The organism is Pseudomonas sp. S12(2018) (assembly GCF_024355235.1).
GTDB classification, from domain to species: domain Bacteria; phylum Pseudomonadota; class Gammaproteobacteria; order Pseudomonadales; family Pseudomonadaceae; genus Aquipseudomonas; species Aquipseudomonas palmensis.
In genome coordinates this window covers 263,045-277,414 of record NZ_QLAD01000006.1, presented here as the reverse complement: position 1 = coordinate 277,414, position 14,370 = coordinate 263,045, and the positions used below count along the sequence as shown (strand labels likewise).

The following is a 14,370-nucleotide window of genomic DNA, read 5'->3' as shown; positions in this document are numbered from 1 at the left end:
GCAATGGCCTGGCAGCGTGTTGGCCGGTCTGCCGGCCCCTGCGGCCGACGACAGTTGACCGCTTCAGCATTGAAACCCGGCTTCAATCAGCCTAGCCTGCGCGGCATACCGTTGAAAGGAGCCCGTCATGCAAGGCGTTACCCGCAAGATCACCCAGGCCATTCTGTACGAAGTCATCGCGGTGGCCTGTGTCGCACCGGCCCTGGCGTTGGCCTTCGATGAGGGCATGGCCCATTCCACCGTGCTGTCGGTGATCATGTCGGGCATGGCCCTGGGCTGGAACATGCTCTACAACTACCTGTTCGAGTTCTGGGAGGCACGTCAGGCCCGACGCAGCCGCACCTTCGTACGGCGCCTGCTGCATGCCATCGGCTTCGAGGGCGGGCTGGTGCTGATCCTGCTGCCGGTGGTGGCCTGGTGGCTGGACATCAGCCTGTGGGCGGCACTGGGCACCAACCTTGCGCTGTTCGTGTTCTTCTTCGTGTACGCCTTCGTGTTCCAGTGGAGCTTCGACCGGGTGTTCGGCGTGCCCGAATCGGCGCACGAACGCGGCGTGCAAGCCTGCACGAGCGCAAAATGAATGATTGACTTGAAAAAGGCCCTGGGCTAGTTTCGCTGCCATGAGCTTATTCGCAGCGTTGCCTTCGCACAGCATTATTACCGCCATTATCAGATTGGCGGGCTAGCGAGCACCTTGCACCTAACCCGCCCTGGAGGCGGGTTTTTCCTTTCTGACTCCTGGGCACTTCAAAAAAAAACCAGGAGTCACCGATGACCAGCCTTACCGTCTGCCCCAGCACCTCGACCAGCGCCACCAGCCTGCTGTCGGACTACGTGCGAAGGATTCTTGCCGCACCGGTATATGACCTGGCCATCGAGACGCCCCTGCAGCCCGCCCGGGCACTGTCCGAGACCCTGGGCAACAACGTGCTGCTCAAGCGCGAAGACCTGCAGCCGACCTTTTCCTTCAAGATCCGCGGGGCCTACACCCGTCTCAGTCGCCTGAGCACCGAGCAGCGCGAGCGCGGGGTGATCACCGCGTCCGCCGGCAACCATGCCCAGGGCGTGGCGCTGGCCGCCCGTGAACTGGGCATGCGCGCCACCATCGTGATGCCCACCACCACTCCGGCGCTGAAGATCGAAGGGGTGCGCTCGCGTGGCGGCAATGTGGTGCTGCACGGTGACAGCTTCCCGCGGGCGCTGGCCCATGCGCTGCAACTGGCCCAGAGCGAAGGCGCCACGTTCGTGCCACCGTTCGACGACCCGGACGTGATTGCAGGGCAGGGCACCGTGGCCATGGAGATCCTGCGCCAGCAACCGGGCGAGCTGGACGCGATCTTCGTGCCGGTGGGTGGCGGCGGCCTGATCGCCGGCATCGCCGCCTACGTCAAGTACCTGCGCCCGCAGGTAAAGGTGATCGGCGTCGAGCCGCATGACTCTAACTGCCTGCAGGCCGCGCTGGCCGCTGGCGAGCGGGTGGTGCTGCCCCAGGTCGGCACCTTCGCCGACGGCGTGGCGGTTGCGCAGATCGGCGCGCATTGCTTCGAGGTGTGCCGGCATTACGTGGACGAAGTGGTCACGGTCAGCAGCGACGAGCTGTGCGCGGCCATCAAGGACATCTACGACGACACCCGCTCGATCACCGAGCCTTCCGGTGCGCTGGCGGTGGCCGGGATCAAGAAGTACGTGGCCAGCCGCGGCGTGACGGGCCAGACCCTGGTGGCAATCGACTCCGGTGCCAACGTCAACTTCGACCGCCTGCGCCATGTGGCCGAACGCGCCGAACTGGGCGAGCAGCGCGAGGCGGTCATCGCGGTGACCATCCCCGAGCAGCCGGGCAGCTTCCGCGCCTTCTGCCAGGCCCTGGGCCAGCGCCAGATCACCGAGTTCAACTACCGCTACCAGCCCGGCAAGGAGGCCCGCCTGTTCGTCGGCGTGCAGACCCACCCGCACACCGACCCGCGCGCGCAGTTGCTGGCCAGCCTGGCCGGGCAGGGCTACGAGGTGCTGGACCTGACCGAGAACGAGCTGGCCAAGTTGCATATCCGCCACACCGTGGGCGGCCACTCGGCCCCCTCGCTCGACGAGCGGGTGCTGCGCTTCGAGTTCCCGGAGCGTCCTGGCGCCTTGCTGGGCTTTCTGGAGCGCCTGGGCAAGCGCTGGAACATCAGCCTGTTCCACTACCGCAACCACGGGGCTGCCGAGGCGCGGGTATTCGTGGCGCTGCAGGTGCCGGACGATGAGCTGGCGCAGTTGCCAGGCACCCTCGACGGCATGGGCTATCGCTACTGGGACGAGACCGACAACCCGGCCTATCGGCTGTTTCTTGGCTGACTTTGCGCTGGATCAACATGCCCTGCGGCCCACGGGCGGATCCTTGAGGCAGAGATATAAAGCCTGAGGAATACCGCCATGAGCAGCACGTTTTTCATCCCAGCCGTCAACATCATGGGCATCGACTGCCTGGACGAAGCCATGACCGCCATTGTCGGCTATGGCTTTGCCAAGGCGTTGATCGTCACCGATACCGGGCTGGCCAAGGCCGGCGTGGCACAGCGAATCGCCGAGCAGCTGGCGATGCGTGACATCGACTCGGTGGTGTTCGACGGCGCCAAGCCCAACCCGAGCATCGCCAACGTGGAGCAGGGCCTGGCGATGCTCAAGCGCGAGCACTGCGACTGCGTGATTTCGCTGGGCGGCGGTTCACCCCACGACTGCGCCAAGGGCATTGCCCTGTGTGCCACCAATGGCGGGCACATCGGCGACTACGAAGGGGTCGACCGCTCCGCCAAGCCGCAATTGCCGCTGATCGCGATCAATACCACGGCCGGTACGGCCAGCGAGATGACGCGCTTCTGCATCATCACCGACGAGGCGCGCCACGTGAAAATGGCCATCGTCGACCGCAACGTCACCCCGTTGCTATCGGTGAACGACCCGGCGCTGATGGTCGGCATGCCCAGGTCGCTGACGGCGGCCACCGGTATGGATGCACTGACCCACGCCATCGAGGCCTATGTATCCACGGCGGCCACGCCGATCACCGACGCCTGCGCACTCAAGGCCATCGAGCTGATCAGCCGCAACCTGCGCCAGGCGGTGATCGACGGGCAGGACCTGACCGCGCGGGAGAACATGGCCTATGCGCAGTTCCTCGCCGGCATGGCGTTCAACAATGCTTCGCTGGGGTTCGTGCATGCGATGGCGCATCAGCTCGGTGGCTTCTACGACCTGCCGCACGGGGTGTGCAACGCGGTGCTGCTGCCCCATGTGCAGCGGTTCAATGCGGCGGTGAGCGCGGCGCGCCTGCGTGATGTGGCACAGGCGATGGGCGTGGCGGTGGAGGGGCTGAACGCGGCGCAGGGTGCCGATGCGGCGATCCAGGCCATCGTGCAACTGAGCGACGATATCGAGATCCCGCCGGGGCTGGAGGTGCTGGGTGCGCGGGTGGCGGATGTGCCGACCCTGGCGGCCAACGCGCTCAAGGATGCCTGCGGCCTGACCAACCCGCGGCGGGCCAGCCAGGCCGAGATCGAGGCGATCTTCAAGGCAGCCTTCTAGGGCATCTTCGCTGGCAAGCCAGCTTCCACAGGGTTCTGCGGTACGGCCAGAACCTGTGGGCTGGCATTGCGGCGATGCCGTCAGACCACCAGCGACAACAGCATGATGAAGATGATGCCCACCACCGACAGGATGGTTTCCATCATGCTCCAGGTCTTGAAGGTTTCGGCCACGGTCATGTTGAAGTACTGCTTGACCAGCCAGAAGCCCGCATCGTTGACATGCGACAGGATCAGCGAGCCGGCCCCCGTGGCCAGCACCAGCAGCTCGCGGTTCACGCCGGGTATCATGCCGATCACCGGGGCCACGATACCCGCACCGGTAATGGTCGCCACCGTCGCCGAGCCCGTGGCGATGCGAATCACCGCCGCCACCAGCCAGGCCAGCATGATCGGCGAGATCTGCGCCTGCACCGCCATCTGACCGATCACGTTGCCCACGCCGGTATCCACCAGCATCTGCTTGAAGCCGCCCCCAGCGCCCACGATCAGCACGATTGCCGCCGTAGGCGCCAGGCTCTGGTCGAGCATCTTCATGATCTGCTGGCGGCTGAAGCCCTGGGCCGAGCCGAAGGTGTAGAAGGCCAGCAGCAGGGCTGCCAGCAGCGCCGTGATCGGGTGCCCGATCAGGTCCATCCACTGGCGAAAGATGTGCTCGGCCGGCAGTACCACGTCGGCGAAGGTCTTGAGCAGCATCAGGAACACCGGCAGCAGGATGGTCACCAGCGTGATGGCGAAGCTGGGCAGTTGCGTGCGCTCGGCTTCGCGGGCGATCTGGTCCATCAGCTCCTGGGACGGCGAGCCGGGGATGTACCGCGAAATGAACGTGCCGTACAGCGGCCCGGCGATGATCGCCGTGGGCAGCGCCACGATCAGCCCGTAGAAGATGGTCTTGCCGATGTCGGCGCCGAACACGCCGATGGCCAGCAGCGGGCCCGGGTGCGGCGGCACCAGCCCGTGCACCACTGACAGCCCGGCCAGCAGCGGAATGCCGATCTTGATCAGCGATACCCCGGTGCGCCGGGCCACGATGAACACCAGGGGTATCAGCAGCACGAAGCCGATTTCGAAGAACAGCGGGATGCCCACCAGGAAGGCGGCGAACATCATGGCCCAGTGCACCTTCTGCTTGCCGAAGGCGCGTATCAGGGTTTGCGCGATCTGGTCGGCGCCGCCGGAATCGGCCATCAGCTTGCCGAGCATGGTGCCCAGTGCCAGCACGATCCCGACAAAGCCGAGTACGCCCCCGAAGCCGTCCTGGAACGACTTCATCACTTTGGCTACCGGCATGCCGGAGGTCAGGCCCAGAAAGCCCGCGGCCAGGGTCAGCGCCACGAAAGGGTGCACCTTGAAGTGGGTGATCAGCAGCACCAGGCCGATGATGGTCACCAGTGCATCGAGCAAGAGGTAGGTATCAGTTGCCAGACCGAACATGGTTCAGTGCCTCGTATTGTCATTGTTGTGGGCGGAACTTTTACAGCGTGCAGCAGTCGAGACAGCGCTATCTTTGGTGAGCCGGAAAACTGCCGGAAAATCAGGCAGTTCGCGCCAGTGCCGACTCACCGCAGGGCTTTAGCCAGGTGTCTACCTGACGGGCCAGCTGGGCGATGGGTTGGGTGGCGTCCAGGGTCAGGGTCAGGGTTTCGCCGCGCGGCGACTCCAGGGCGGCGAACTGGCTGTCGATCAGGCTTGCCGGCATGAAGTGGCCGGGGCGTGCCAGCACGCGGCGTTCGGCTTCCTGGGGCGTCAGTTCGAGGAACACGAAGCCCAGGTCGGGTACGGCGTGGCGCAGGGCGTCGCGGTAGCGCTTTTTCAGCGCCGAGCAGGTGAGGATCGGCCGTTCGCCGGCCTTGAGGGTGGCCTGCAGCTCTTCGCCCAGGCGGATCAGCCAGCCAGCGCGGTCGTCATCGTCAAGGGGAATGCCGGCGCTCATCTTCTGGATGTTGGCGGCAGGGTGGAAGGCATCGCCTTCGATCAGGCGGCCGCCGCTGCAATCGGCGATGGCAGAACCGACGCAGCTCTTGCCGCAGCCAGCCACGCCCATCACCACAATAGCGGACAGGGGAGAGTTCATCGGTACCTCCTGCGGGGCGAGATAGCGCTATCTTTGGCCGAGGCTGACAACGCCTCGGCGGCTTCCCACCCGGTTGTTATTGGTTTTGTAAAAGCAGTCTGGGCGCTCATCGCCGTGCACCTGCAGTTATGCATTGCCTGACGTCTGAGACAGCGCTACCTTAGTGCCCGTTCCCTTCTCTTTGCAAGCCGAAAAATAAAAGCACCCATGACCCGCATTGGCTCCCGTACTACCGGTCGTCCCACCCTGGCTGAAGTGGCCAGGCTTTCCGGGGTTTCCCCGATCACCGCCTCGCGCGCCCTGCGCGGCATCAGCACGGTTGCCCCGGAACTGGTGCAGAAGGTCAAGGATGCTGCCGCAGCGCTGGGCTATGTCGCCAACCCGGCAGCCCGCGCGTTGGCGTCGGCACAGAGCCAGTCGGTGGTGGTGCTGATTCCGTCGCTGTCCAACCAGCTGTTCATCGAAACCCTCGAAGCCATCCACGACGTGATGCGCCCGCGCGGCCTTGAAGTGCTGATCGGCAACTTCCACTACGACGTGGCCGAAGAGGAGAACCTGATTCGCAACTACCTGGCCTACCAGCCGTGCGGCATGCTGCTCACCGGTTTTGACCGCACCGAGGCGTCGCAGCAGATGCTGGCCGCCAGTGGTGTGCCCTGCGTGCACATGATGGAGCTGGGTGGGCCGGACACGGCCATTTCGGTCGGGTTTTCCCAGCAGCAGGCCGGGCGCGCGGCTGCCCGGCACCTGATCGAACGCGGGCGGCGGCGCCTGGGCTTCATTGCCGCGCAGCTCGATCCTCGGGTGATGCAACGCGCCGACGGGTTCCGCCAGGCGCTGGACGATGCAGGGCTGTATGACCCGGCACTGGAAATGCTCGCACCGCAGCCGTCATCCATCGGCCTGGGCGGCGAGCTGTTCAGCCAGTTGCTCGAGCGTCACCCGGAGGTGGACGGGCTGTTCTTCTGCAACGACGACCTGGCCCAGGGCGCGATTCTGCAGGCCTTGCGCCAGGGCATCGAGGTGCCGGGGCAGGTGGCGATGGTGGGCTTCAACGACCTGCCGGCATCGGCTCACCTGGTACCGCGCCTGACCTCCATTCGCACCCCGCGCGCTGCCGTGGGGCGGCAGGCTGCGCAGGCGCTGCTGGCGTTGCTCGACGGCAAGGGCGGGCAGCCGCGCACCCAGGACCTGGGCTTCGAACTGATGGTGCGCGAAAGCAGTTGACGTGGGGTGATAAACGGTGATGGCAGTTGGCTTGCAGGGTACAGAAGTGCATCTATGCTGAGCAAAAACCGCCAATGGAGTGGTAACCAATGTTTAACGCCCATCGCAAGTCTGACCTGGCTGAAATCGAGCGTTGCACCCAAGCGTTACACCACTCCAATGCCAAGCTTGCGGCCATAGGTCGCTCGATGGCCATGATCGAGTTCAGCCCCGACGGGGTGATTCTCGAAGCCAACGAGCGTTTCTGCTCCACCCTGGGCTATGCCGCCGAGGAGATCATCGGCAAGCACCACCGCATTTTCTGCGAGCCCGACTACGTCAAGAGCGATGAGTACCGCACCCTGTGGCGCGACCTGGCGCGGGGCGAGGCCCACAGCGGTACCTTTCTGCGGCGCGACAAGGCCGGGCACGATGTGTGGCTGGAGGCCAGCTACATGCCGGTGTTCGGCGCCAACCAGCAGGTCACCAGCGTGATCAAGGTCGCCTCCGACATCACCCGGCGGGTGGTCGAGGAGCATGAGAGCGACAGCCTGATCAATGCCATCAGCCGTTCCATGGCGATGGTCGAGTTCACCCCCGAAGGCAATGTGATCCGTGCCAACGAGAACTTCCTCAAGACCATGCATTACCGGGCCGAGGAGGTCATTGGCCAGCACCACAGCCTGTTCTGCCACCGCAGCGAAAGCGAGTCGAGCGCCTACAAGGCATTCTGGGCCTCACTCAATCGCGGCGAGTACCATTCCCATCGTTTCGAGCGCAAGAACAAACTCGGGCAGATGGTGTACCTGGAAGCTTCCTACAACCCGATCTTCGATACCCGTGGCCGCCTGTACAAGGTGGTCAAGTTCGCCAGCGACATCACCCACCAGGTATGTACCCAGCAGACGGCTGCCGAAGCGGCCCACGCCACCTCGGTGCAGAACGATGCCTGCGCGCGCAAGGGCTCGGAGGTGGTGCAGCATACGGTGCAGGTGATCGAGGAGATCTCCCGCGAGCTCAATGCCGCAGCCCGCAGCATCGATGCGGTGAGCAAGCAGTCGGAACTGATCGGGCAGATCGTGCAGACCATCCGCAGCATTGCCGACCAGACCAACCTGCTGGCCCTGAACGCCGCCATCGAGGCGGCGCGGGCAGGTGAGCACGGCCGCGGCTTTGCCGTGGTGGCCGACGAGGTGCGCAGCCTGGCGGCACGCACCAGCAAGGCGACCCTGGAGATCGTCGATGTGGTGCGCCAGAACCACGACCTTTCACTCAATGCGGTGGCCAGCATGCAGTCGAGCCTCAGCCGCACCGGGCTGGGGGTGGAACTGGCCAATGAGGCGGGGGAAGTGATCCTGGAAATCCAGCAGGGTTCGCAGCACGTGGTGGACGCCATCAGCCAGATCAACTCGACCCTGCAGCTGCACTGAGCCTCATCTCAACCGGCGGCGATGGATCGCTGCAGGTGTTCATGCAGATCCTTCAGGCTCTGTTCCAGCGCCGCCAGCAACGCCTCGATGGCCTTGTCCGGGGCCTTGCCGGTACAGGCCTGCTCCAGCGCATCGCAGTGCCCCACCAGGCCATGGGCCTTGAGCATCTTGGCGCCGCCCTTGATGCGGTGCGACAGGCTGCGCAGTTGCTGTCGACTCGCGCCTGAGCCCAGGGCACGCAACGCCTCGAGGTCTTCGGCGCTGCTGCGCTCCAGCTCCGTCAGCAGACGCTTGATCAGCCGTGGGTCACCCAGGGTCAGGTGCTTGAGGTTGTCGATGTTGAAACCACTGTTGTCCTCGGCGCGGGGCTCGGGTGGCGTCTGCGGCTCGGGGGTATCCACCCCCGACAGGTGACGGCTCAAGGCGCCCAGGCCGATCGGCTTGAACAGGCAGTCATCCATGCCCGACGCCAGGCAGCGCTCGCGTTCGTCGGCCTGGGCGTTGGCGGTCAGGCCCAGTATCAGGCAGGGCGGGCGATTCGCCTGGGCTTCCTGGGCACGAATCTCGCGCGCCAGCTGGTGGCCGTCCATGCCGGGCATGTTGCAGTCGGTGATCACGGCGTCGAAGCGCCCGGCCTGCCAGGCCTGCAGGCCGCCCGCGCCGTCGCTGGCCTGGGTCACCCGATGGCCCAGCACGCTCAGCTGCTTTTCCAGCAGCATGAGGTTGGCGGGGTAGTCGTCGACCACCAGGATGTTCAGCCGCTGGCTGGCCTGCGCCGTTGGCTCCTGGGCCGGTTCCTCGGGTTGACTGGCAGTGCTGGCCAGCATCAGCGGCAGGCTGACCGTGACCTGGGTGCCATGGCCCGGGGTACTGTGCAGCTCCAGGCTGCCCTGCATCAGTTCGCACAGGGTCCGGCTGATCACCAGGCCCAGGCCGGTGCCCTGGCGAGCCGGCTGGCTGCCGGCCTGGATGAAGGGGTGGAACAGGCGCTGCTGGTCCGGCTGGCTGATGCCGATGCCGCTGTCCTCGACGGCCAGGTGCATGTGCACCTGCTTGCCGCACGGTGTGGGCTGGCACTGCAGGCGCACGCTGACGCCACCGCGCTCGGTGAACTTGATGGCATTGCCCAGCAGGTTGGACAGGATCTGGCGAAAACGCAGCGGGTCGATCTCCACCAGGGCGGCGGGGGGCTGCAGGTCCTGGGTCAGGCTGATGTCCTTGAGACGGGCGCTGCTTTCGAACACCTGCACGGTGCTGCGTACCAGCGCACCCAGGTCGGTGGGTTGTGGCGCCAGGCTCATGTGTCCGGATTCGATGCGGGCGATGTCCAGCACGTCGCCGATCAGCTCCAGCAGGCTGCTGGCCGAATCGAATGCCACCTGCAGGGAGTGCTCGTCGGTGCGGCCCTGTGCGGCATCCTTCAGGGCAAGCTCGAGCAGGCCGATCACCGCGTTCATGGGGGTGCGGATCTCGTGGCTCATGGTGGTCAGGAAGGTGCTCTTGGCGTGGTTGGCGCTGTCGGCCTGTTCCTTGGCCACATGCAGCTCTTCGAGCAGGTGTTCGCTGATGCGCAGCTGCAGTTGCAGGGCCTGCTCGGCCTCGGCGCGTTGCTGCATCAGCTTGCGCAGGTAACGGTTCCACAACGCTATGGCAAGCACCAGCGCCACCGCGATGCCAAGAATCTGCAGCACCAGCGAGCGGTAGTTGCGCCAGGGCGTGTCGCTGATCAGGGCGTTGATGCGCCAGCGATTGACCAGCTGGGTCATCTGCTCGGGCGGGATGCTGAGCAGGGATTTTTCCAATATCGCATGCAGTGGCGAAGAACGTTCGGTGGCGAAGGCGGCGAGGGCAGGGGTGTCGTCCAGCAGGGTGGCGATGCGCAGGCGGTCCTTGAACATTCGGCTGATGAAGTAGGCGGCGTTGATCTGCGAACTGAGCGCCGCGTCCGCGCGGCCCTGGGCCACGTACTCCATCAGTGCCAGCGGGTCGTCGACTTCGATCAGGCTGATGGCGGGATAGCGCTGGCGCAGTTCGGCGCTCACCGGTGTACCGCGAATGATCGCCAGGCGCTTGCCGTCGAGCTGGTCGGGGTGGCGGATCGATGTATCGCGCACGCTGGTCACCAGCACCCGCGGGTTGGCCAGGTAGGGCCGGGTGAAGGCCAGGGTTCTGGCGCGCTGCTCACCATAGTTGAGCGCGCCGACGACCTCGGCTTCGCCCTGTTCGACCATGCTGATCATGGTGGGCACCGAGTCGGTCTCGATGATCTGGAACTTCAGCCCGCTGCGCAGGCTGATCTGCGCCAGCACGTCGGCGGTGATGCCGCGAAAGTGCTGGTTTTCGTCGAAGAAGCTCAGGGGCGCGAAGTACTTGTTGATGACCACGCGCACGCTGGGGTGCTGCGCGATCCAGTGTCGCTCTTCGTCGGTCAGCGCGATGTCCGCCCGGTTGAGCAGGATGCTGCTCACGCCGCTGGTCCAGCGGCGCATCACGTTCAACCGGTCGCTGTCGGTGATGCTGCCCAATGCCTTGTTCACCAGGTCCAGCAACGCGGTGTTCTCGCGCACCAGGGCAAAGCCGAAGGAAGAGCGCTGGGGTTTGACGTAGTGGGAGATCTGCAGGCTTTCGCGGTAGTTCTTGCCGATCAGGTAGTCGGAACTGATCGCGTCGCCGATGAATGCATCGGCCTGGCCCAGGGCCACCGCCGACAGGGCCGACATGGTCGAGGCGTACAGTTGCAGGTTCGCCCGGGGGTAGAGCTGGCGTACCAGCGACGGTGGCAGGTAGTGTTCGACCATCGACAGCGTCAGCCCGTCGAGCGGGTCGTCTGGGTCATGGGTCACGCCGACGGGGGTCGCGATGATCGGCTGGTCGTCGGCGTAGGGCTGGCTCATCACCAGTGCGCTGTCGGCGGCTTCGTAGCCGTTGGCGCTGCCCAGCAGGTCGATCTGGCCACTGTGCAGGGCGGCGATGGCCTGGATACGGTTCGGGAACTGCAGCACCTGCACCGGGATCTTCAACTGCTCGCCGATCAGGCCGGCGAAGTCGGCGCTGACCCCTTCATAGTCGTGCTGGCTCACATTGATGTCGAAGGGCGGGTAGTCCGGCGCCGAGGTGCCCAGGCGCAGCACCTGCTTGTGCTTGAGCCACCGACGTTCGGCGAGGGTCAGCGGGGGTGGCGCACTGCTGCTGACCGAGCGCCCGAGCAGTTGGCGGGCAACCCCCGGCTCCTGTGCCATGGCGCTTATCGCCAGCCACTGCACCAGGCAGGCGAGCAGCAGGGCAGGCAGGCAACGCTTGGTCATGGGCGGCTCAGGTCAGTGCGTTGCGGTTGGCCACATCGATCAACTCAACCAGCGATACCACCCCGAGCTTTTCCATGATGCGGGTCTTGTAGGTGCTGATGGTCTTGGCGCTGAGGATCATCGCCGTAGCGATTTCGCCGTTGCTGGCGCCCTTGGCCAACTGGCGCAGCACCTCGAACTCACGGTTGGACAGCTTGTCCAGGCGCTGGAGTTCCGAGCTTGACCGGTCATTGAAGCGTGACGCATCGGGCAGGTAGGAGTAACCGTTGAGCACGGCCTTGAGGGCGGCGCTCAGGATATCGAGGTCTTCGTCCTTGCGCACGAATGCCGAGGCACCGGACTCGATGCAACGGCGGGCGAACAGCCGGGGTGGGCGGCCGGTCAGTACCAGGATACGTGGCGGGTTGGTCAACTGGCTGAGCCGCTCCAGCACGCTCAGGCCATCCAGGCGTGGCAGCCCCAGATCGAGGATCACCACGTCAGGCTGCAGCTTGCGCGCCAGTTCGACAGCACTGGCGCCGTCTCGGGCTTCACCGACGATGTTGTAGCCATCGCGCTCCAGCAGGGTGCGGATGGCGAAGAGGATGGTGGTGTGGTCATCAACGATCAAGACTTTGGGCATCGCGCAACTCCTTGTCAGAGAGGTGATCCAGGCCCCGAACCGTTCGGGGCGACGCCTGCCCAGGCTCTGGCAAGGCGGCCAAGATACGTGGAAACGCTCAGCAGGAGTACGTCCAGTATAGAAGTGAGGAAGAAATCAGTTCGATTAGAGGATTTTTCTTACAAGGCGCTCGAAAGTTCTGTAGCCGATTTCCTATCGCCTGGGCCGGTTATCGCTAGCAGAGGCTGTTGAATCGGCAGGCGCGCCCATGGGAACGTGCCGGGCATCGGGCCGGGAGGGCCGCCGTCAATGGCCGTCAAGGTCGGTACAGGTGCGCATGCCCGGCGCGGTAGAGCGCCGACTCGCTGAAGGTATCGCTGCCCAATACCCGGCCCACTAGGATCAGTGCGGTGCGTCGAAAGCCCTTGGCCTGCACCCGTTGCACGATGTCGTCCAGGCTGCCCAGCACCCAATCCTGATCTGGCCAGGTGGCGCGGTGCACCACGGCGATCGGGCAGTCGCTGCCGTAATGCGGGCGCAGTTCCTCGACGATTCTGGCCAGGTGCTTGACCCCCAGGTGAATGGCCAGTGTTGCCTGGTGGCTGGCCAGGCTTCCCAGCGATTCGCCCGGCGGCATCGGCGAGGTATCGCCGTAGCGCGTCAGGATCACGCTCTGGGCGATGTCCGGCAGGGTCAGCTCGCATTCGAGCAGGGCGGCACTGGCGGCCACGGCGGTCACGCCGGGGATGATCTGGAACGGGATACCCAGTTCACGCAGGTGGCGGATCTGTTCGCCGATCGCACCGTACAGCCCCGGGTCGCCGCTGTGTACGCGGGCCACATCCTGGCCGTTGGCGTGGGCCGTGCGCATCAGCTCGATGATCTGCCCCAGGTGCAGTTCGGCGCTGTTGATCACGGTTTCGGCGCGGTGGCCTTCGAGCACGGCGGCGGGCACCAGCGAGCCGGCATAGATGATCACCGGGCAGCTGTGGATCAGGCGCTGGCCCTTGACGGTGATCAGCTCGGGGTCGCCCGGGCCGGCACCGATGAAATAGACGGTCATGATGAATCCTTGGAAAGATTGCGCGGCATTATCCGTCAAACGGCGGGGCCCAGGCCAATGCCAGGGTGGCGGCGCCTTGCACGGTGCGTGGCAGGCGCAGTGCGGCATTGGCGCCGCCGCGTTGCTCGGCCAGGGCCAGCGCGGCGCTTTCGGCCACCCCATGGCAGCCGCTGAGGGCGAACGCCGTGGGCGAACGGTGGCTCAGGCGGCTTTCGAAGGGGGCCAGTTGCGCGGCCGAAAAGAACACCAGCGGCAACCCCAGTTGCCTGGCCAGTTCATGCAGGCCGGGCTCGTCGGCCTTGAGGTCGATGCTGGCCAGCCCGGCGAGGGCAGAGGTGGGCAGGTGATGGGCGAACAGGGTCTGCTGGAGCAGGGCGGCCAGTTCGCGGGCCGGGCAGCCGCGACGACAGCCCAGCCCGGCATACAACTGCATCAGGCTGGCTGGCGACGGTACAGCCAGGCACTGAGCAGGCCCAGGGCCAGCCAGAACGCGGCATTGGTCAACAGCGACGCCACCTTGAACTGCGCCTCCAGTGCTTGCGGCGCCAGGCTCTCGTGCACCTCCGGCTGCGGCGCACCGATCACGTGCGGAACAACCAGCAATGCCACACCCAGCGCCTTGAGCAGCCAGTTGTGCGCAAACACGATCAGGGCCAGGCCGGCAGCGGTGGCAGCCGCGGCGCCCACCCACCACAGTTGACGCTGCGCCAGGTCGGCGGCGGCAGTGCCCGGCAGCTCTGGCGGCAGCCCGAGGGTGGGCGCCAGGCAGAATACCGCGAACCCGGCAAGCCCCCAGGCTGCGCCGGTGGCGGTACGGCCCGGCGCACGCAGGGTGTACAGCGCAGCCAGGATCAGGGCAAAGCCGACCGCCACCACCAGGTTGCCACCGGTGGTCGACAGCACGCGCTGCCAGCCGTCTTCAGGCGACCAGGCCTCGGCATCGTGGTGGTGGCCTTCACCCGCGGCGTCGGCATGCTCATGGGTTTGGGCGGCCGGTGCCGGGTTCTCGTAGGTTTCGGCCTGCAGAATCAGCGGTGCGACCCAGAAGCTTTGCAGCAGGGTCAGCAGCAGGGCGGCGAGCAGGCCGGTAAAGCCTGCGGTGCGGGCAATGCGCTTGATCATCGGGGCAGG

The 14,370-nt window shown here is 65.6% G+C and carries 12 protein-coding genes; 5 read left to right on the top strand and 7 right to left on the bottom strand.

Annotated elements, in window-relative coordinates:
- Window positions 1–127: 127 nt before the first annotated feature.
- The 3 genes from DN388_RS16375 (at window position 128) to yiaY (ending at window position 3,561) form a co-directional block, all read left to right on the top strand.
- The gene (locus DN388_RS16375) at window positions 128–580 is read left to right on the top strand and encodes a PACE efflux transporter (protein ID WP_210014543.1); all 453 of its coding nucleotides are present in this window, start codon (window positions 128–130) and stop codon (window positions 578–580) included.
- A 191-nt stretch (window positions 581–771) separates the two neighbouring features.
- A complete protein-coding gene (gene ilvA, locus DN388_RS16370; protein WP_088514957.1) occupies window positions 772–2,334 on the top strand; it encodes a threonine ammonia-lyase, biosynthetic in 1,563 nt (520 codons plus the stop codon).
- A gap of 78 nt (window positions 2,335–2,412) precedes the next feature.
- Window positions 2,413–3,561 (top strand): L-threonine dehydrogenase, encoded by a 1,149-nt coding sequence (gene yiaY / locus DN388_RS16365; protein WP_054914574.1) that lies wholly within the window; start codon window positions 2,413–2,415, stop codon window positions 3,559–3,561.
- Window positions 3,562–3,641: 80 nt separating this feature from the next.
- Here yiaY and DN388_RS16360 read toward each other — a convergent pair whose 3' ends face one another.
- Both DN388_RS16360 and DN388_RS16355 read right to left on the bottom strand, forming a co-directional pair.
- Window positions 3,642–4,994 (bottom strand): GntP family permease, encoded by a 1,353-nt coding sequence (locus tag DN388_RS16360; RefSeq protein ID WP_043861444.1) that lies wholly within the window; start codon window positions 4,992–4,994, stop codon window positions 3,642–3,644.
- Between the two features lie 100 nt (window positions 4,995–5,094).
- Window positions 5,095–5,634, bottom strand: a complete 540-nt coding sequence (locus DN388_RS16355; RefSeq protein WP_043861445.1) for a gluconokinase — start codon at window positions 5,632–5,634, stop codon at window positions 5,095–5,097.
- Between the two features lie 207 nt (window positions 5,635–5,841).
- On the opposite strand from DN388_RS16355, the gene DN388_RS16350 reads away from it, so the two are divergent.
- Entirely contained in the window at window positions 5,842–6,861 is a 1,020-nt protein-coding gene (locus DN388_RS16350; protein WP_255001161.1) for a LacI family DNA-binding transcriptional regulator, read from the top strand.
- 89 nt (window positions 6,862–6,950) lie between these two features.
- Window positions 6,951–8,270 (top strand): PAS domain-containing methyl-accepting chemotaxis protein, encoded by a 1,320-nt coding sequence (locus tag DN388_RS16345; RefSeq protein WP_100632796.1) that lies wholly within the window; start codon window positions 6,951–6,953, stop codon window positions 8,268–8,270.
- Window positions 8,271–8,278: 8 nt separating this feature from the next.
- Here the strand turns inward: DN388_RS16345 and DN388_RS16340 are convergent, their stop codons facing one another.
- From DN388_RS16340 to DN388_RS16320, 5 genes are all read right to left on the bottom strand, one after another.
- Window positions 8,279–11,575, bottom strand: coding sequence for a transporter substrate-binding domain-containing protein (locus tag DN388_RS16340; protein WP_054914571.1), 3,297 nt, complete (start codon window positions 11,573–11,575; stop codon window positions 8,279–8,281).
- A 7-nt stretch (window positions 11,576–11,582) separates the two neighbouring features.
- Window positions 11,583–12,197 carry a response regulator transcription factor gene (locus DN388_RS16335; protein ID WP_043861449.1) on the bottom strand — a complete coding sequence of 205 codons (615 nt, stop codon included), beginning with the start codon at window positions 12,195–12,197 and terminating at the stop codon, window positions 11,583–11,585.
- Between the two features lie 295 nt (window positions 12,198–12,492).
- A complete protein-coding gene (gene cobM, locus DN388_RS16330) occupies window positions 12,493–13,239 on the bottom strand; it encodes a precorrin-4 C(11)-methyltransferase (RefSeq protein WP_043861450.1) in 747 nt (248 codons plus the stop codon).
- 28 nt (window positions 13,240–13,267) lie between these two features.
- Window positions 13,268–13,672: a cobalamin biosynthesis protein gene (locus DN388_RS16325; RefSeq protein ID WP_123752579.1), complete on the bottom strand. Its 405-nt coding sequence runs from the start codon at window positions 13,670–13,672 to the stop codon at window positions 13,268–13,270.
- The gene (locus tag DN388_RS16320) at window positions 13,672–14,361 is read right to left on the bottom strand and encodes a CbtA family protein (protein WP_054914568.1); all 690 of its coding nucleotides are present in this window, start codon (window positions 14,359–14,361) and stop codon (window positions 13,672–13,674) included. The genes DN388_RS16325 and DN388_RS16320 overlap by 1 nt, the downstream gene beginning before the upstream one ends.
- Between the last annotated feature and the right edge of the window lie 9 nt (window positions 14,362–14,370).